Raw genomic sequence first — 19,424 nt, 5'->3', positions numbered from 1 at the left:
TAAAAAAGAAAGACGGACGATGATGATCGCCCGCCAAAAAGTGAATGGTTTGATTAGTGTAGGATTATTTTAATGTTGGCCAGAAGTCTTTGTTAGCTTCTAGTAATTCATCGAGAAGCTCCTTAGCTACACGCGCATTTGGTACTGTGCGTGAAAGTGTGAGTGCTTGCCAAAGTTTTTGATATGACCCTTCAGCATAGGCTTCGACAACGAGTTTTTCTACAGCGACTTGTTGTTCCATCAATCCTTTTTGGAAGCGTGGAATCTCACCTTGAGTTAACGGTTCAGGTCCGTTTTTACCAACAATACAAGGGACTTCAACCATAGCTGTTGGCTCAAAGTTTGAGATTGCCCCGTTATTTTCAACGATGAGTAACATTCTTTCACCTGTGTTATAAGCAATCGCACGTGCCAGGTCAACGATATATGATGCATGTTCATCAATTTCTAGTGTTGATCCTTCTGTTGACTGATTCTCGGCAATACGTTTACATTCAGTAAAGACATGCTTTTCACGGCCATCCATTACTTGATTAGCTCTGGTGTAGTCTGGGTCTGTTTTCTCTACTTCATCTTGTGGGTAGAAATAATATTTTAGATAGGTGTTTGGTAACGTATCAGGTGCAAGTGCATAGACATCTTTCACTTTCTTGAATGTATCTTGCCAGCTTTTATCCACATGCTGACCAGCATCGGTAAAGTCCACAGCATAGCCGTTATCTTTTACGTGCGCTTTTAGCACAGGCATTAAATCATTACCTGCTTGGTCTGTAATAGATGTCCACCAGCCGAAGTGATTAAGGCCATAGTAACGGACCTGCATTTCTTTACGTGATTTAAGTCCAAGTATTTTTGCCATTAAATTCTCAATTGAGATAGGCATGTCGCAAATATTTAGTATTTTTGCATTTGGGCGTAATTTGCGTGTCGCTTCTGCAACAATGGCGGCTGGATTTGAGTAATTTAACATCCATGCATCAGGTGAGTATTTTTCCATGTAGTCAACGAGTTCAAGCACACCACCGATTGAACGCATGCCATAGCTCATACCGCCTGGTCCGCATGTTTCTTGGCCAACGACGCCGTATTTAAGAGGAATCTTTTCGTCCATTTCACGCATTTTGTATTTACCTACGCGAATATGGGCCATTACAAAGTCTACATCGGTAAAAGCTGTTTTTGGATCAATTGTTTTAACAACGTTAATCTCTGGTGCTTTTTCTTTAATAATGACCTCACACGCGTCAGCAACAATATCTTGTCGTGCTTCATCATTATCATAAAATTTAATTTGACGAATCGGTAATCGGTCGAGATTATCGAGTAACATTAGGACAATCCCTGGAGTAAATGTTGAGCCGCCACCTGCGATAACAATTGAGTGTTTTTTCATTTTAAATCGTCTCCTTTATTGGTTAAGTGTATGTTCATACATGTTAGGGTTTTATTTCTCTATTTCCATATTTATTCGTGTTGCTTTATTTCATTAAATCCTCAATATTCCCACGTACTTGTGGAACCCTTAGTCCGACAATGACTTGTAAATTATGCCCTGAACGCACGACACCAGCGGCGCCGATATCCATAAATACATCGTCTGTTGCGACGTTATCTATCTCTTTTACTCTCACACGTAAACGTGTAGCACAATTGGTGATACTATCGATATTGTCTTTTGAACCGAGTGCCGCAAGGTACGCTTCTGCTAGTTCTTGATCAATACCCTTACCAGCCTCACCTGATTGTTTACTTTGTTTATAATCTTTTTTCGATTTTAATGACACATCAGCCCCACGACCGGGTGTTTTGAAGTCGAATTTTATAATTAACGCTCTAAAGATTACAACATATAGCGCCATGAAACCAATACCAACGGCGATTTGAATGACATAAATGAGCCAATGATTCGCAGCAAGTGGTAACCAGTTTTGGAAAACAAAATCAATTAACCCTGTTTGGAAGTTACCAGACAAGCCAAGTAAATAAAGTGTGGTAGCCATCGTTGCCGATAGTACAGCGTGCATAAAGAATAGTAGTGGCGCAACAAATAAGAATGTAAATTCAATCGGCTCGGTAATACCAGTAAGTACAGCAGTAACAACCGCTGGAACTAATAGACCAAGGACTTTCTTACGGTTTTCAGGTTTGGCTGTTAAATACATGGCAATAGCTGCCCCTGTGGTACCAAATGTTTTCCCCATACCCGTTAACATGAGTCCACCTTGCGGGAAGAGTGATGTTAAGCTGTCTGTTGAATTAGCAAAGTCTGATAGGTTTTGAATCCAATAATTCACCGTTCCACCATCAATCGCAACGGGTCCAAAGAAGACAGGACCATAAATGAAGTGGTGTAAGCCTGTTGGAATCAATATTCTTTCAAGGAAAGTAAATGTCCAAACGCCAAATCCACCAGCTTCAACCATGAAGTTTTGCATATTGAAAATACCTGATTGGATTGCTGGCCATACAATAAGTGTGACTAAACCAGCTAAAATTGTGATAGGGAATAAGAAAATAATGACAAGAGGTGTACCTCTAAAACTTTGCAGCATGTTAGGGACTTCTTTATCGTAATATTTGTTGTGAATCCATACGGCAAGAGAAGCAGCCACAATCGCACCGACTAAATTGGTATCAAGCGTGAGGACGCCAGCAACTTCAGTTAACCCTAGTGCGCCAGCTTCAAATGTATCTACGCCAAACGTTGGACCAAAATAGCTTAGTGTTGCCCCCATGAAATAGTTATACGTTAAATACGTAATAAAACTTGTTAATACGGCACGACCACTTTCTTTTTTTGCTAAGGTAATAGGAATACCTAAGACGAATAGGAGTGGTAAGTTTCCAAAGATTACGAGTGATGTTTGTAAGAAAATATCCGTGATTTTAAAGTAAGTTGAGCCTTCTACCGCAAAGGGGAATAATTGCTGGTTTTGCAAGATCACAGTCAGACCTAAAAGAATACCGGCAAAAGGTAACAAGAGCGCTGGGAAAAACATCGCGCCTCCAAATCGTTGAACTTTGTCTTTTAATGATTGAAACATAGTATAACCTCCACATCATTTTTTTGTTTTATCCATCCATGTGCCGTCGACTATTCTTAATCATCTCCTCCTTTATAGGGTGTAGTCATGTCATTTTTCGCAAGTGATTTTTAAGCCGCTTTAATGTTCTTACATATATTGAAAAAACATAGTGGCGTGTGTTTCTTTGACACTTTTATTAAAACATCATTAGTAAGCGTTTACAATGCTGTTAGGTCGTTTAGGGAGAGGGTAGCAAGGTTAGATACTTTTCTCTTAAAACGGGAAATTTCCCGAAGATGATGAGTGTAGAGGTGATAAGTGAACGATATAATGCGTGATGTGGTCTGGGTACTAAAAGTAAAAAATCCAATATATACAAAAAATCCAGTATTAATCTTCATTAAGAAGATTAATACTGGATACTATCTCAAGCTATACATTAACTTAAATCGTATAGCTGTATATTAATTAGTTGCGAATAAGGTAATCAAATGCCCCAAGTGATGCTGTTGCACCTGATCCCATTGAAATAATGATTTGTTTGTAAGGTGTGTCAGTACAATCACCTGCAGCGAAGACACCAGGTAAGCTTGTTTGACCATGCTTATCAACGATAATTTCTCCCATGCGGTTACGATCGACCGTATCACCTAACCAGTCTGTATTAGGTATAAGACCGATTTGTACAAAGACACCTGCAAGCGCAATGTGGTGTTCTTCACCCGTATCACGATCTTTATAAGACAAGCCGTTCACGGTTTCATCACCAGTGATCTCCGTAGTTTGAGCATTCTTAATCACCGTAACATTTGGCAGAGAATTAAGACGATCTTGAAGTACTTGATCAGCTTTAAGCTCAGGTAAAAACTCAACGACTGTTACGTGTTTTACGATACCAGCTAAATCAATCGCTGCTTCAATCCCTGAGTTACCGCCACCAATAACAGCAACATGTTTACCTTCAAAGAGTGGGCCGTCGCAGTGCGGGCAATAAGCTACGCCCTTATTTTTAAATTCTTTCTCACCAGGTACATTGATATTTCTCCAACGTGCACCAGTAGAAAGGATCACTGTTTTACTTTTTAAAACAGCCCCGTTTTCAAGTTCCACTTCAAAAAGGTCATTTTTCTTTAAACCAGTAGCTTGTAAACTCTTCATGACATCCACATCATATTCGTTCACATGTGCTTCGACATTGCCCATTAACTTAGGGCCTTCGGTGTAAGGCATACCGATAAAGTTCTCAATACCTAATGTATCCATGACTTGGCCACCGAAACGATCAGCAACTAAACCTGTACGAATACCTTTTCGCGCAGCGTAAATGGCAGACGTCGCACCTGATGGGCCCCCACCAACAACAAGCACATCAAATGGCTCTTTACTATTTAATTCTTCTGGGTCTGGCCCTTGTGATACTAAAGCGAGTAAATCATCTAAAGTCATTCGACCAGATTCTAAAAACGCACCATTTAAGTATACGGCTGGAACAGCCATGATATTTTCGCTTTCAACCTCAGCTTTATGAGCTGTACCTTCAACCATTGTATGAGTGATATGAGGGTTTAACACACTCATAATATTCAATGCTTGAACAACGTCTGGACAGTTGTGACATGAAAGTGATACATACGTCGTAAAGTTTAATTCTTTGGAAATACTTTTAATTTGTGCGACTTGGCTATCATCTATTTTAGGTGCCCGGCCACTAACTTGTAACAGTGCCATAACCAAAGAAGTAAATTCATGGCCAAGTGGTACACCGGCGAAAGTTACACGAGGCGTTTCACCTTTTTTCGCGATAGTAAAACTTGGTGTCCGCTCTAACACGGTTTCTTCTACGGCAATACGATCAGACATATGACTTATTTCATCAACAAGTTCTTTTGTTTCAATCGAATGCTTATCGTCGCCTAAACTTACTTGAATGATAAGATCAGACTCAAGCAGTCCGAGATACTGCTTGAGTTGTTCTTTGATTTGTTGGTCTAGCATGTAACGATCACTCCTTAGATTTTACCTACGATATCTAGGCTTGGTTTAAGTGTTTCTCCACCTTCTTGCCATTTCGCTGGGCAAACTTCATTTGGATGTTCGCGAACGTATTGTGCTGCTTTTACTTTATTGATAATAGTAGAGGCGTCACGACCGATACCATCTGCATTTATTTCAACGGTTTGGATAACACCGTCTGGATCAATAAGGAAAGTACCACGGTCTGCAAGACCTGATGCTTCGTTTAATACATCAAAGTTACGTGAAATCACTTGTGATGGGTCACCAATCATCGTGTATTCAATTGATCCAACCGCATCAGAATGCTCGTGCCATGCTTTGTGAACAAAGTGAGTATCTGTTGATACTGAGAAGACTTCTACACCAAGTTCTTTTAATGCTGGATATTCTTTTTGCATATCTTCAAGCTCTGTTGGACATACGAATGAGAAGTCAGCTGGATAGAAAATAACCACACTCCACTTACCTTTAAGATCGGCTTCCGTTACCTCAAAGAAATCTTCCCCTTGTTTGAATGCTTGTGCTGTGAATGGTAGTACTTCTTTACCTATTAGTGACATAAATTGTCATCCTCCTTTAAATTTTGAATAATATAAGAGATTATTAACGTCAATCACAAAACATATGTACAATTAACGATTAACGATAATAATTCTAATTCGATATAGATTATTATAAAGTATTTGTTTTTAAAGTCAAGTTAAATGATTCTCATTAAGAAAGCGTAATCATTGTTTTTATTTCAGTGTTTTCGAGCGTTATTTGTTGAAACGAGGAAAAATATTTTTATACTTTTAAATAAAAAATCTGACGATATATTATCGTTTATCATATGAGTATGATAATCACCACGCTTAAATGAAACATCCCATCCTAAAATTCCCCGCTTTCATTATATACCCCAAAAAATCATGACGTATGCATGAAATATGTCTTCATTTGAATCGACCAATAACAGTCTCAGTCAATAATATAGGTAATGTAAGTGTTTTCAGTCATTGTTTTATAACCCCTCAAACATTATAATACAAGTATACAAGGAGGGAAGGGGAATGAGTCAATCCATTTTAGTTAATCATCGGTATAAAGAAAAGGCTTATCCGCTGGCGTTTCATACGCATAATCATGATGAAATTTATTTGTTTCATCAAGGCAGTTGCCGCTTTTTAATTGGAGAACATATGTATTTGTTGAAACCTGGAGACTTGCTTTTTATTGACGGAAAAACCGTTCACCGGGCAGCGATTTTCTCTGATGTTATTTCTTATGAGCGGAGCATCATTCATTTTGATCGCGAGTGGTTAAAACCGCTACTAGATTTTTTAAACTTAGATCATCTCCTTCATATATTTCAAGAAAATAAACAGGGCTATATGCGAGCGATTCGTCCAAAGGCTATCAGAAAGGTTGAAGAACTGATTGAGCGTCTCGTTGATCTTAAAGGCGCGGACGAACCACACCGAGAAGCTGAGCAGCGGCTCATCCTTGTTGATGTATTGCTAGCGGTCGATCGCGGGACAGAACAGGTAGTAGATAAACCAAATATGAGAGGGGATGAAAAGACGATTATTGCTGAACGCGTCGCTAAATATATCTCAGAACACTATCACGAGAACATAACGATTGAAAGGATTGCTCATCATGTGAATTTGAGTACATCTTACTTATCACACATTTTTAAAGAGATAGCGGGTCAGACCATCATGCAATATATTATGGGGTATCGTTTATCACAAGCAACCCATGCGTTAGAAAGTTATCCGGAATACACGATTAAGCATATTTCTAAGGCACATGGATTTGAGAGTGATGCGCACTTTAGTCGCTATTTTAAACAACATTTTCAACTAACGCCATCGGCGTATCGGAAACAAGTATTTAATCAAAGGGGAGAGTATATGTTATGAAAAAATTACGTTTTGGCATAATCGGTTACGGGGCACAAGGGTCAATGTATGCACGTTTTATCGAACAAGGTATGGTCGAGAGTATGGATCTAGTCGCGATTTGTGATAGTGATGAAGTAAAACAATCGCAGTTAGTTGAATCGTTTCCAAATAAAAAAATATATAACGATTATAAAGACATGATTACAAGTGGTGAGGTCGATGCCATCATTACAACAGTACCACACTATCTGCACCCGGAGATGGCTATGTTTGCCCTTAACAACGGGGTACATGTATTAAACGAAAAGCCGGCGGGTGTATACACAAAACAAGTGAAAGCGCTTAACGATTTTGTTGCAACAAATAGCGATGTGACCTATGCGATGATGTTTAATCAACGAAATAATCCGCTTTACCAAAAAATCAAAAAGATTGTTGAAGATGGTGAGATTGGACCCATTCGTCGAACTAACTGGATTATTACCACCTGGTGGCGCCCGCAACCATATTACGATCAAAGTGCTTGGCGTGCAACGTGGGGTGGCGAAGGCGGCGGTGTCTTAGTTAATCAAGCCCCGCATCAGCTCGATCTTATTCAATGGATTGCAGGTGTGCCGACGAAAGTCTACAGTAAAATTAAACATGGCTTTAGACGTGATATTGCTGTTGAGGATGAGGTAACAGCACTGATGGAGTACGAGAATGGTGCCACGGGAGTATTTGTTACGTGTACACATGACTTATTAGGAACAGACCGGTTAGAAATTTTAGGTGATAAAGGAAAGATTGTTGTAGAAGACAGTAAAACGGTCACGGTTAAACGCCTAAAAGAATCAGAAAATATATTGAATAAAAACATGGATATGGAAGATGTGAAACGTTTGTTTATGGGACAAATGAATACAAAGGACCTTTATTCAACAGAAGTATTTACAGAAGAGAGTGCTTGGGGTGAACAGCACTCCGGCGTTTTAGAAAACTTTGCTCGTCATATTCTTTATGGGGAGGATTTACTCGCACCAGGCGCTGAGGGGATTAACGGTGTGCGTCTAGCCAATGCCATCCATTTATCTACTTGGACAGGAGAAGAAATAGTACTTAAGGATTTTGATGATGATTTATATCTAAATGAACTAAATAAGCGGATCAAAGAAGAAGCTAAATTTGACCTGCGTCGTTAAGGAGAGAAAGACCATGCTTAAAGTCGCCATTATTGGTCTTGGGGATGTGTCATTTGTTCATCGTCAAGCTATTGAAGCAAGTGATGTCGCCGACTTAGTCGCTGTTTGTGATATCGATCCGACAAAGCACGCGTTATACCGTGACAGACCTTTTTATACACAAGTAGATGATTTGTTAGCGAAAGAAGAGCTGGATGTGGTTCATATTTGTTTGCCTCATGATTTGCATGTGCCGATCGCAAAGCAAGTGATTAACCAAAGGATCGCTGTTTTTTTAGAGAAACCCGTAGGTTTAAATTATGAAGAGGCTTGCCATTTAAATGATGAAGTTGAACGGCTTAATGCCGTCGTAGGTGTTTGTTATCAAAACCGCTACAATAAGACGGTTCGTTTGTTAAAAGAAAAGCTAGCATCTAAGGAGAAAGGAAGACTGCTGGCAGTCAAAGGGCTTGTTACTTGGGGACGTCCGTTGTCATATTACACGCATAAACCATGGCGGGGATCAATGGCTCGTGCAGGGGGAGGTACGATTATTAATCAAGCGATTCATACGTATGATTTAATGCAGTATATTGCTGGAGATATTAAAGATGTGAAGGCAAGTCTATCGAATCTGACGGATTATCCTATCGAAGTGGAAGATACCGCTGTCGCTCAGATCAACTTTGCGCAGGAAGTTCATGGATTTTCTATGTCAACAAACGCTTATGTGGCCAATTCAAGTGTTGAACTACAAGTCATTCTTGAACAGGGGAAATACACAATAAAAGATTATCAATTATTCGACACAACAGATAAAGGGAAAGTGTGCCTCGTTGAAGACAAGGTATCAATAGAATCAAAATCTTATTATGGACCGAGTCATCAAGAGGCCATTGAAGCCTTTTATCGGGCAATCATCCATGGGGAAAATGATTATATTACGGTGGAGGATGCCTTGCCATCAATGATTATGATTGACTTAATGAAACAATCATCAGAAACAGGAAAACGAATCGATAAAGGAGACTGGTTACGTGAGAGCTAAAATTGGTGTGCAAGCAATGATGTTAAAAGAGAAGGTAGAACAATTAGGCGCTTATGAAACATTTAGGAAAGTACATGAGCTTGGGTATCATGCTATTGAGGTATCTCAAATACCAATGACAAAAGAAAATGTGAGTGATATCAAGCGAGCAACAGAAGACTTTGGCATTGAGGTGGCGTCAATGACCGCAGGTTTAAAACCGATGCAACCAGGACAAGAGTCACTCACAACTGATTTTGATAAAATTGTCCGTGATTGTCACACGTTAGATTGCGATCTCTTGCGGATAGGCATGTTGCCATTTGAAGCCATGGCTTCATTGGAGAAAGTGATTGAGTTTTCACATGAAGTCAATGCTGTTGCTAAAAAGCTACAAGAAGAAGGAATCAAGCTGTATTATCATAATCATCATATTGAGTTTACCAAGTATGAAGGAGAATATTTATTAGATATTATTCGTCGTCAAGCACCGCTTTTGGGGTTTGAACTTGATGTGCACTGGGTGCACCGAGGCGGATTAAATCCAGTCGAAGTGATTAAGCGTTATAAAGGCAAAGTCGAGCTTATTCATTTAAAGGATTACCGTGTCAATCGTGTACCTGAATCTGCACTTGAGTCACTTTATGCCGGGGACATTAAAGGGTTTATGCAACAATTTACTGATATTATTGAGTTTGCTGAACTTGGTGCTGGCTCACTTGATTTTAAAGCGATTATTGAAGCGAGTCTCGATGCAGGGGTACGTTATTTACTTGTTGAACAAGATGATCAATATGGTCGCGATCCATTTGATTGTTTAAAAGATTCACGTGATTATTTAATTGAACTAGGTTATCGTGAGCTATTTTAGGAGGGGTCGTGTGAGTAAAAAAGATGGCATGAATTATGCACCAAAAGGTAAGAGTAAGAAGGTAGTCAAACCAGGCGAATTCAATGTTGCGGTAACGGCACTCGATCATGGTCATATTTATGGGATGACCAATGGATTGATTGAAGCAGGGGCAACGATAAAGTATTTATATGAGCCAGATAAAATAAAACGGGAGAAATATTTAGAAACGTATCCGTTTGTTGAAGCGGTGGATTCATTAGAGGTCATATTAGGCGATCGGGCGATTCATATGGTTGCAGCAGCAGCCATCCCATACCTTAGAAGTTCATTAGGGAATAAAGTAATGCAAAGTGGTAAAGATTATTTTACTGATAAAACGGGCTTTACGACGTTAGCACAACTCGAAGAAACAAAACGCGTAGTCAAAGAGACGGGCCGAAGGTATTTTATTTACTTCTCTGAACGGCTACACGTTGAAGCGGCTATTAAGGCGGGTGAAATAATTGACGCAGGCACGATCGGTAAGGTTATTCAAGTGACAGGTTTTGGGCCGCATCGTTTAGATAAAGAAAATCGTCCGGAGTGGTTCTTCGAAAAAGATAAGTACGGGGGGGTTTTAGCTGATATCGGAAGCCACCAAATTGAACAATTTTTATATTATACCGGCAACAAAGAGGCAAAAGTATTAAACAGCAAGGTTGCTAATTATTATAACTCTGATAAGCCAGAGCTTGAAGATTATGGCGATGCGACACTTGTTGGTGAGAACGGGGCAACGTTTTATTTTAAAGTAGATTGGTTGACACCGGATGGTTTGCCAACGTGGGGTGATGGGCGTACGTTTATTACGGGCACCAAAGGCACCATTGAATTAAGGAAATATACCAATGTAGGCACAGAAGAAACAGGTGACCATTTATTCTTAGTGACACATGATAAAGTAGAACATATGTCATTAACGGGCAAGGTAGGCTTTCCGTTCTTTGGTCAAATGATACTTGACTCACTAAATGGAACTGAAATAGCCATGACCCAAGACCATATCTTCAAAGCGCAAGAATTGTGTTTAATTGCTCAAGAAGAAGCGATAAAAGTTCATTGACTAGCCAATGAATATAGTCAGGTAAGATTATTTTATCAATAACCCGAATGGCGCATGGACCATTCGGGTTATAGCTGATAAATGAAGCATAAGAAAGCTTAACTCAAATCTTCACCATTTGAAGCAATGACTTTCTTATACCAATCAAATGATTTTTTCTTTGTTCGTTTAAGCGAGCCGTTGCCGTCATTATCACGGTCAACATAGATAAAGCCATAGCGTTTTTTCATTTCACCCGTGCCCGCACTTACGAGGTCAATACATCCCCAAGACGTGTAGCCGAGTAAATCGATGCCGTCCAGTTCAACGGCGTCTTTCATCGCTTTGATATGTTCACGTAAATAACTGATACGGTAATCATCTTTAACACAACCTGATTCATCCGGCATGTCAATCGCCCCAAGGCCATTTTCTACGATAAATAAAGGTTTTTGATAACGATCGTAAATAGCGTTCATCGTTGTTCTCAAACCAAGCGGATCAATTTGCCAACCCCACTCACTTGCTTCAAGATAAGGGTTTTTCACAGATTTAAAGATATTTCCAGCTGTTTTTTCGACGGATTCATCAGTTGTAACTACGCGAGAAGAATAGTAGCTAAAAGAGATAAAATCAACAGTATGTTGTTTAAGTAATGTGACATCCTCTTCAGTCATGTCAATCTCGATGCCTCCACGTTCGAGTGCTTTTAGTGCGTAGGCAGGATATTCTCCGCGTGATTGTACATCGATAAAGAAGTAATTTTCATGATTTTTTTGTTGTGCTAAGAAGACATCTTCTGGCTTTGGTGTTAGCGGATAGTATTCTCCAGCCGCAAGCATACATCCGATCATATTGTCGGGGTCTATTTCATGGGCTATTTTTGTAGCTAGTGCACTAGCGACGAGCTCATGGTGTGCGGCTTGATATTTTGTTTGTTGTTCATTTTCACCTTGTTCAAACACTAAACCTGCCCCCATAAATGGTGCATGGAGAATCATGTTAATTTCGTTAAACGTTAACCAGTATTTCACCAGCCCTTTATAGCGTGTAAAAAGCGTTCTAACAAGGCGCTCGTAAAACACAATCATCTTCCGGTTACGCCAGCCGCCATATTCTTTAATTAAATGAATCGGACAGTCAAAGTGCGTAATCGTTACGAGTGGTTCGATGCCGTACTGTTGACATGTTTTAAAAAGGTCTTCATAAAAAGCTAGCCCTTTTTCATTTGGTTCGAGTTCATCCCCGTTAGGGAAAATCCGTGTCCAAGCAATCGATAAACGGTACGTTTTAAAGCCCATCTCCGCAAAGAGCTTAATATCTTCTTTGTAGTGGTGATACATATCAATCGCTTTTTTTGCTGGATAGAAGTACCCGTCTTCAAAATCTAACATCTTTCTTTTTCCTGAGATAATATCAAATCGTTCGTTACCTATAGGGACGACATCTACATTTGCTAGTCCTCGTCCATCAGTATTATATGCGCCTTCACATTGATTAGCGGCTGTTGCTCCACCCCATAAAAAATCTTGTCTAAAACCCATTTTGTTTTTGCATCCTTTCCGTTGGTAGAGACGGACACCGCCTAAACAGATCCGTCTCTAAATCAGTTAGCGTATTTTATCTATTTTACAACCCGGATTAGCGGATCTTTATTTGTAACTGTTTGTTCTGTCAGTCCAATAATGTCTCCGTACTCAGCTGAATTAGTGATGACTAATGGCGTTGTGACAGGATAGCCCTGCTCTTTAATATAGTCGATATCAAAGGTAATTAATAAGTCACCAACGTTGATGCGATCACCCTTAGTAATCGCATACTCAAACCCTTTTCCTTCAAGTTGAACCGTATCAATTCCGACGTGAATCAGTAATTCCAGACCTTCGTCAGTCGTAATGCCTACAGCATGTCTCGAATCAAATGTGGCAGAAATAACACCGTCTACTGGTGAAGTGACCATACCGACCGTTGGTTCTACAGCCATCCCTTTACCAAGAATTTCTTCAGAGAACATCTCATCAGGCACTTGTGAAAGCGGCAGTGCTTGGCCTTTTAACGGTGAGACAAGGGTGATGGTTTGATTGGCGAGTGTTGTTTCTCCTGTCATATCTGTTGTTTTCTCATCTACTTCAGGTGTCTCTTCTACTTTGTCTTTATAAAGAACATAAGAAATAATGAAACTAACAACAATACTAATAGCCGCACCAATGGCCGCAAATGTAAAGTAACTTAATGTATCATCACCAATATAACTTGGTAAGGTAAGTAGACCAGGCGCGCCACCTGAGAAGTTTCTTACACGGAAAATCCCCATAAATAAGCCCCCAACACCCCCGCCAATCATAGCGGCATATAGAGGTGTCTTATAGCGTAAGTTAACCCCATAAAGTGCAGGCTCTGTAATGCCAAAGAGCGCTGTTAAACCAGCAGATGACGCCAGTTGTTTTACAGTTGAGTCTTTTGATTTAAAACTTACCGCAAGTGCTGCGGCACCCTGAGAAACGTTTGATGCTAACATACCTGGATAAATCACGGTATCATAGCCACTTGTCATCCGGTTATTAATGCCAATTGGCACCAAGCCATAGTGTGTACCAGTTGCGACAAATAGAGGAGTAAATGCTCCGATAATAAGTGGCACAATCCAAGGACTAAATGATTCAAGTGCCTGAATACCTGCTGAGATATAATCACTAATTAAATGCCCAAAAGGCCCGATAATGGTTAACGCTACTGTTCCAACAATCGCAATAGTAATCAAAGGCTTTGTAAAGAATTTGACAGCTTTGGGTGATACGCGATCAGCGATGGGTTCAACATATGACATAAACCAGACGGCTAAAATAATTGGAATAACAGAAGAACCGTAACCAATTGCTGTAATAGGTAAACCGAAAAAGGCAATACCTTGGCCGTCTTCTAATGTATTGACCATCGTAACGAAGTTAGGATGCAAGAGAATACCACCAAGCATCATCGCTAAATAAGCATTCGTTTTAAACTTAGCTGCAGCAGATGAAGCGAGCAAGATAGGCAAGAAATAAAAGGCGGCATCTGCCATAAAGTCCATCACTTGATAGGATTGTGACGTATTCTCAATCACGCCAAAAACAACAAGTAATGACAGAACAGCTTTTAACATACCGGCTGCTGTAATGGCTGGTAAAATTGGTGTGAAAATCCCTGTAATTGTATCAATCACTTTAGCTACACGGCCGCGGTCATCTTCTTCATCACTCGATGCATCATCGTTTAATTGTGGAATAATTTGAGTGATTTCTTTATAAACTGTTCCGACATCGCTACCGATAATGACTTGATATTGTCCGCCTTTAGCCACAGCCCCCATCACACCGGGTGTTTTTTTAATCGCTTCTGTTTGCGCCTTTTTTTCGTCCTTTAAATTAAAGCGTAAACGTGTAGCGCAGTGATTGAGCCCTTGAATGTTTTTATCACCACCGACGTGTTCGATGATGGTTTGTGCTAATTGTTGATAGTTCATTGTTTTTTCCTCCTAATATAGGTTGTTTGGCCAATAAAAAACACCTAAATGTCACCGCATGTATAAACATGTGTGAATCATTTAGGTGTAGCCTGCTTGACCAGTAACAACCCTATAGTAATAAGTTAGACGCCTGCTTGTGTGATGCGGCGTATGTGAATCGTTAAATAAATCATCTCATCTTCTTTTAAATCACGATGAAACTCTTTCATGATGTACTCTCTAATTTTAAGTGCACATTGATATTCCTCTTTATAACGCTCTTTAAGAATAAATAAAAATCCAGCATCTTTATCAGACTCAAGTTCAACACCTCGGTATAACCGGTGGATAAAAAACTTTAAATGGGTGATAAAGCGCTCATAGTTTAGTGAATATTCATCTAAATCAATTTTGTAGTGGTACTTAATAATATTAAGAATATTTTGGATGATTTTAGTCATTTCGCTTACTTCAGAGACCTTAGACATATCAAGTTCTGCATTCACGATATGAAGCGCAATGAAGCCTGCCTCATCTTCAGGAAGTTTAATCCCAAGCTTTGAGTCGATAATATTTAACGCCTCTTTACCAATTAAGAATTCATGATTATAAAAACGTTTGATTTCCCAAAGTAACGCATTTTTAATCGGCAGCCCATTTTGATAACGTTCAATCGCATAATCAATATGATCTGTCAGTGTTAAATAAATATTCTCACTCAGTTTTTTCCCGAGAGAAGCTTTCGCAAAATTAATAATTTCATTTGCGACTTGGACATGTTCTAGTTCTACTTTTGCTAATAACTCGGTTAGTTTATTTGTCGGCATATCTTTATTGCTCGTATAAACTTTTTCGATTAATGTTTGATCAATGGCGTCACCAGGCTTCTTTTTAAAACCTAATGCTTTACCAATCACTAACACATCTTTCCCGAACTCATCCGTTGATTGCACGATGTTATTATTAATAATCTTTTTTACTTTCACACGTTCGATCTCCTTAAATGAGATTCAATCAGCTAGCTAATCACATACTGTGAGCATATCGAGTGTAGCCCGTAAGCGGTAACAACCTCGACTCCAAAGATAATTACAACACAGGTTTATATGAAAGTCAAGACTAAAAAAGCGAAAGATACCTTTCCCGTAAAAAGGATGAAAGGTATCTTAAAATAATGAATTATTTACTTGCGTAAGTATGACGTGACAACAGCCTCGTCATCATTTGTAAAAACAGACGTAAACCAATCCCATACGGCACGGAAGAAGTCTCTGATTGCGTTCACAATACCCTGACCTTCTTCAGACTGCGTAAAGTCATTTAGCCAGTCACGTGTTTTATCGATAGTTTCATTCACTTTATCCCAGTTGATATTGAGGTTTTTTAGCTTATCAAAGAGACTGACTAGCTGGTTAAGCTGTTCGTCTGTAAGTGTAAGGCCCATTTCTTCGGCTAAGCGCTGAATAAGTGCACGTAATTCTTCTGTTGTTTCAGGCTTTTGTTTATCAACTTCTTCTTTAATCCTGTTCATAAAATCAATGGCGTCATCTTCTGATACATTTTCATCCTCAGCTAAATCAGCTGTGATGACCATCTCTTCATTGGCTGCTTTTTTTAAATCCTCATCAAGTTCTTCTCCTGTGGACTGTTCATAAGCTTTTAATATACCTGTTAAAGCGCCGGTTCCCGAAACGTTAAATGGTGCAGTTACATAAATTTCCGCTCCAGTAATACCAGCTGTTGCGAGTGCGTTAGCATACATTTTAGAAGTGATATAGGTAATGTTTTCAGTTGTTACCATAATACCAGAGTTGCCATCAGCCAAAGATATTTTCGCAGATGAAATGGCGCGCGTACCGATTTTTTCTTTTGGTACAACATCACCTAAATATTGGTGCTCTTCTGCGTTTGTTACGTAGACAATCTCTTCCTCGTTGATATCAGACATGTTCATTTCTCTTAATATACTCGCTTTTTGTTCAGCGGTTAAATCTTCACCTAATGTTACAACAACATCTGTCACTTGATCAGCGGATAAGACGGGTACTAAAACTTGAAAAGCCATAAGTGCGAGTAACATAACGACAAGATATTTTTTGAAATTTTTCATATTTTCTTCCTCCTTAAACTCTTACACATGTGTGCTTTAGAGCACATACACTGATAGTTTACCCCATAATGCTTTAAAAGTATCTTTTTCCTTCGTTTTTACACAAAAAATAGGTCAATAGCCAGTCTTTTGATACAATATAGTTAACCGAAAACGTTACGTTCATATTCAGTTAATGAAACGGATGATTTTAAAAAAGGGGAGAGATTATGCACTATATTGATATTACGATGCCACTTATAAACGAAGGTGCTGTTTGGCCGGGTGATACGCCCTTTCACTTTAAATTAAGTGCCACGATGAAAGAAACTAACGCCGTTAATATAGGTGAAATGAGCTTGAGTCTGCATAACGGTACCCACATGGATGCGCCGTTTCATTACGATGAACATGGTGCCACAATTGATCAGGTTAACCTTTCAATTGGGATTGGACGCTGTCAAATAATAGACGTCACGCATTTAGAGAAAGTTACGGAGAGTGACTTAAAATGTTTCGACTTTAATAATACTCCGCGCGTACTTTTTCATATGCTTGATCGAGCGCCTACTATTTTTCCAGAACAGTTTCCATTATTGACAGAAGATGCTGTAAATTATTTATCTAAGCAAGGAGTGAAGCTCATAGGAACGGACGCACCTTCTGTTGACGAGGTAACCTCCAAAACGTTACCTATCCACCAAGCGCTTCATGCATCAAACATGACTATTATAGAAAATCTTTTTTTAAATCATGTAGCACCTGGCGTTTATTGGCTCTATGCGGTACCGTTAAAAATTATCGGAGCAGATGCGAGCCCCATAAGAGCCATACTAACGCCGTTAGATGGCGAGGTATATTGAACATAATGCGTATGGGGAAAACGTGAGCTAACAGAAGAATAAAGCATGAATGTTACTTTATTAGGGTATAGATTGTTGTAAGTACAGATTAAAACGTAACAAGTAGTTATTGATGTGAAAGGGTGGATAATATGAAGATATTAACGCGTATAGAACAACAGTTAAATGACACGATTCAGGCAGTTGGACGTTATCCGTTAGCCTTTAGTTTTATTTTAAGCTTAACGATTGCGAACATGTTTATGATTGAATCAAATGATGAAGCAATGTATCGCTTTAGCTACACCTTTATTATTGGTATACTCCTAAGTATCGTATTTGAACATATTTATGAACGCTTTTATGTTCAAATTAAAGTGCGTATGTTGTTAATGTGGGGAGCGCTTATTTTAACGCTTGGGTACTTTTTCCTTCAAGATTGGCCGAGTTTTATGTCTATTCAAGTGGGCGTTAGAACGAGTGTTATTGTATTGATGAGTGTTTTGTTAATGATATGGATTCCAACGATTCAAAGTGAATTTCGCTTCAGTCAAAATGTGTTTGTTTTCTTCAAAAACTTTTTTATTTCCTTCCTGTATTCTTTTGTGTTAGCTATTGGTATTAGCTTGATCATCGCTTTAGTTAATGCGCTACTCTTTACAACAGGCGCAAATGTCTTTTTACATTTTCTTAATCTCGTTACTAGTCTTTTCTTCCCGGCACTCTTTTTATCAATGATGCCGGTCTACATTGGCGCGAGAGATCAAAGGTTGGCGAATAAAGACCAAATAGTAAAAAAGAATAAACTATTAGGTCTAACGGAAACGACGCCTATTTTTGATCGATTGCTCAGCTATATAATTATTCCGTTAACGAGCATCTATAGTGGGATTATTTTACTGTATATTATGATCAATATTACAGGTGATTTATGGTCAGAAGTCTTACTAGAACCGCTCCTTGTATCGTTCACTGTGATCGTTTTACTTGTCTATCTTCTTTCACTAGAAGTTGAGACGAAAACTGCTGATTGGTTTGCACGTATTTACCCGAAAGTGTTGTTGCCAATAGTGTTATTCCAAACGATGGCATCTATCGTTAAATTAACGGATACCGGTGTGACATATGGTCGCTATTTCGCCATACTATTCGGTGTCTTTGGTACAATTATGGCGGTTATTTATGGCTTTTTAAATCGAGAGAAAATGGGCTGGATTGCCCCAATCTTCGTCGTATTTGGGCTAATTTCTATCACACCACCATTAGATGCCTTTAGTGTAAGTTTCTTTAGTCAAAAAGCTAGCCTAGAACAACTACTGGAAGACAATGAGATGTTTAATGGCGGTGAAATCATTCCTAATGCTACTATTTCGGAGGCAGATAAGTCGCAGATAACAGAATATATCAATGAATTTGACTATCTGAATCAATTAACTAAGATTGATTATTTACCTGATAGCATCTTGAACGATGGAGCGTTCGAATCGATTTTTGGATTTAAGGCAACCTATGACTACGGTACGGATGATAGATTCCAGTTCTCTGTCTATCTCAATACATTTGAACGAGAGATGTTACCTATTTCAGGCTATAGTCACTTAATGATTAATCACGTAGAGCCTGGGGTAAGTACACAGACCGTTAATTTTGAACATAACGGTGAAAATTACCAGTTCAATCAACAAATGAGCGAGACGACCTTTACGTTCACTATAGAAGATAGTGATGAGAACACACTCGTTACCTTTAACGGCGATGATGTCATTCAGTCTTTAGAAGCTGATCAATACCACCGAGAAATAATGCTCGATCAGGCAACCTATTCAGCAGAAACGGATGAAGCGAAAATTACTGTTATTATTCAAAACTTTGATTATTATGACCAAGGGTATTATGGTAATTTCTATACGTTAATTGATGTGAAAACCGATTAATATGTTGGACATGCTAGCGTAAG

Annotated in this window: 15 protein-coding genes; 7 read left to right on the top strand and 8 right to left on the bottom strand. The window is 39.1% G+C overall.

What is annotated here, in order from left to right:
• Window positions 1-64: 64 nt before the first annotated feature.
• From BM163_RS02545 to ahpC, 4 genes are all read right to left on the bottom strand, one after another.
• The gene (locus BM163_RS02545) at window positions 65-1,393 is read right to left on the bottom strand and encodes a 6-phospho-alpha-glucosidase (RefSeq protein ID WP_089799889.1); all 1,329 of its coding nucleotides are present in this window, start codon (window positions 1,391-1,393) and stop codon (window positions 65-67) included.
• 85 nt (window positions 1,394-1,478) lie between these two features.
• Window positions 1,479-3,044 (bottom strand): alpha-glucoside-specific PTS transporter subunit IIBC, encoded by a 1,566-nt coding sequence (locus BM163_RS02540; protein WP_089799886.1) that lies wholly within the window; start codon window positions 3,042-3,044, stop codon window positions 1,479-1,481.
• Between the two features lie 450 nt (window positions 3,045-3,494).
• Window positions 3,495-5,021, bottom strand: coding sequence for an alkyl hydroperoxide reductase subunit F (gene ahpF, locus BM163_RS02535; protein ID WP_089799884.1), 1,527 nt, complete (start codon window positions 5,019-5,021; stop codon window positions 3,495-3,497).
• A gap of 14 nt (window positions 5,022-5,035) precedes the next feature.
• Window positions 5,036-5,602, bottom strand: a complete 567-nt coding sequence (gene ahpC, locus BM163_RS02530; RefSeq protein WP_089799882.1) for an alkyl hydroperoxide reductase subunit C — start codon at window positions 5,600-5,602, stop codon at window positions 5,036-5,038.
• A 492-nt stretch (window positions 5,603-6,094) separates the two neighbouring features.
• On the opposite strand from ahpC, the gene BM163_RS02525 reads away from it, so the two are divergent.
• From BM163_RS02525 to BM163_RS02505, 5 genes are read left to right on the top strand one after another with little or no spacing between them, the layout of a single operon-like run.
• Window positions 6,095-6,949, top strand: a complete 855-nt coding sequence (locus BM163_RS02525) for a helix-turn-helix transcriptional regulator (RefSeq protein WP_089799881.1) — start codon at window positions 6,095-6,097, stop codon at window positions 6,947-6,949.
• On the top strand, window positions 6,946-8,112 hold the full coding sequence (locus BM163_RS02520; protein ID WP_089799879.1) for a Gfo/Idh/MocA family protein: 1,167 nt from the start codon (window positions 6,946-6,948) through the stop codon (window positions 8,110-8,112). Before BM163_RS02525 ends, BM163_RS02520 begins: the two co-directional genes overlap by 4 nt.
• Window positions 8,113-8,125: 13 nt before the next feature.
• Window positions 8,126-9,139 carry a Gfo/Idh/MocA family protein gene (locus tag BM163_RS02515; protein ID WP_089799877.1) on the top strand — a complete coding sequence of 338 codons (1,014 nt, stop codon included), beginning with the start codon at window positions 8,126-8,128 and terminating at the stop codon, window positions 9,137-9,139.
• Window positions 9,129-9,989, top strand: coding sequence for a sugar phosphate isomerase/epimerase family protein (locus BM163_RS02510; RefSeq protein WP_229675477.1), 861 nt, complete (start codon window positions 9,129-9,131; stop codon window positions 9,987-9,989). Before BM163_RS02515 ends, BM163_RS02510 begins: the two co-directional genes overlap by 11 nt.
• Window positions 9,990-9,999: 10 nt before the next feature.
• A complete protein-coding gene (locus BM163_RS02505) occupies window positions 10,000-11,073 on the top strand; it encodes a Gfo/Idh/MocA family protein (protein ID WP_218029746.1) in 1,074 nt (357 codons plus the stop codon).
• 98 nt (window positions 11,074-11,171) lie between these two features.
• On the opposite strand, the gene BM163_RS02500 is transcribed toward BM163_RS02505, so the two are convergent.
• The 4 genes from BM163_RS02500 to BM163_RS02485 all read right to left on the bottom strand — a co-directional run bounded on the left by BM163_RS02500 (window position 11,172) and on the right by BM163_RS02485 (window position 16,646).
• Window positions 11,172-12,596, bottom strand: a complete 1,425-nt coding sequence (locus BM163_RS02500) for a 6-phospho-beta-glucosidase (protein ID WP_089799875.1) — start codon at window positions 12,594-12,596, stop codon at window positions 11,172-11,174.
• Window positions 12,597-12,676: 80 nt separating this feature from the next.
• Window positions 12,677-14,554 (bottom strand): beta-glucoside-specific PTS transporter subunit IIABC, encoded by a 1,878-nt coding sequence (locus BM163_RS02495; RefSeq protein ID WP_089799873.1) that lies wholly within the window; start codon window positions 14,552-14,554, stop codon window positions 12,677-12,679.
• Window positions 14,555-14,679: 125 nt separating this feature from the next.
• Window positions 14,680-15,522 carry a BglG family transcription antiterminator LicT gene (gene licT, locus BM163_RS02490; RefSeq protein ID WP_089799871.1) on the bottom strand — a complete coding sequence of 281 codons (843 nt, stop codon included), beginning with the start codon at window positions 15,520-15,522 and terminating at the stop codon, window positions 14,680-14,682.
• Window positions 15,523-15,719: 197 nt separating this feature from the next.
• Entirely contained in the window at window positions 15,720-16,646 is a 927-nt protein-coding gene (locus tag BM163_RS02485) for a DUF1002 domain-containing protein (protein WP_089799869.1), read from the bottom strand.
• 209 nt (window positions 16,647-16,855) lie between these two features.
• Here BM163_RS02485 and BM163_RS02480 point away from each other — a divergent pair, with 209 nt between their 5' ends.
• Both BM163_RS02480 and BM163_RS02475 read left to right on the top strand, forming a co-directional pair.
• On the top strand, window positions 16,856-17,488 hold the full coding sequence (locus tag BM163_RS02480) for a cyclase family protein (protein ID WP_089799867.1): 633 nt from the start codon (window positions 16,856-16,858) through the stop codon (window positions 17,486-17,488).
• A 131-nt stretch (window positions 17,489-17,619) separates the two neighbouring features.
• Complete coding sequence (locus tag BM163_RS02475; protein ID WP_089799865.1) at window positions 17,620-19,401, top strand: DUF4153 domain-containing protein; 1,782 nt, start codon at window positions 17,620-17,622, stop codon at window positions 19,399-19,401.
• The last annotated feature ends 23 nt before the right edge of the window (window positions 19,402-19,424 follow it).

It is taken from the genome of Halolactibacillus alkaliphilus (assembly GCF_900115465.1).
GTDB lineage: Bacteria > Bacillota > Bacilli > Bacillales > Amphibacillaceae > Halolactibacillus > Halolactibacillus alkaliphilus.
This window is presented reverse-complemented; position numbering and strand designations above follow the sequence as displayed.

Coding starts and splice junctions, on each gene's coding strand:
- BM163_RS02545 (WP_089799889.1), bottom strand. CDS start 1,393: ATGAAAAAACACTCAATTGTTATCGCAGGTGGCGGCTCAACATTTACT.
- BM163_RS02540 (WP_089799886.1), bottom strand. CDS start 3,044: ATGTTTCAATCATTAAAAGACAAAGTTCAACGATTTGGAGGCGCGATG.
- ahpF (WP_089799884.1), bottom strand. CDS start 5,021: ATGCTAGACCAACAAATCAAAGAACAACTCAAGCAGTATCTCGGACTG.
- ahpC (WP_089799882.1), bottom strand. CDS start 5,602: ATGTCACTAATAGGTAAAGAAGTACTACCATTCACAGCACAAGCATTC.
- BM163_RS02525 (WP_089799881.1), top strand. CDS start 6,095: ATGAGTCAATCCATTTTAGTTAATCATCGGTATAAAGAAAAGGCTTAT.
- BM163_RS02520 (WP_089799879.1), top strand. CDS start 6,946: ATGAAAAAATTACGTTTTGGCATAATCGGTTACGGGGCACAAGGGTCA.
- BM163_RS02515 (WP_089799877.1), top strand. CDS start 8,126: ATGCTTAAAGTCGCCATTATTGGTCTTGGGGATGTGTCATTTGTTCAT.
- BM163_RS02500 (WP_089799875.1), bottom strand. CDS start 12,596: ATGGGTTTTAGACAAGATTTTTTATGGGGTGGAGCAACAGCCGCTAAT.
- BM163_RS02495 (WP_089799873.1), bottom strand. CDS start 14,554: ATGAACTATCAACAATTAGCACAAACCATCATCGAACACGTCGGTGGT.
- BM163_RS02485 (WP_089799869.1), bottom strand. CDS start 16,646: ATGAAAAATTTCAAAAAATATCTTGTCGTTATGTTACTCGCACTTATG.
- BM163_RS02480 (WP_089799867.1), top strand. CDS start 16,856: ATGCACTATATTGATATTACGATGCCACTTATAAACGAAGGTGCTGTT.
- BM163_RS02475 (WP_089799865.1), top strand. CDS start 17,620: ATGAAGATATTAACGCGTATAGAACAACAGTTAAATGACACGATTCAG.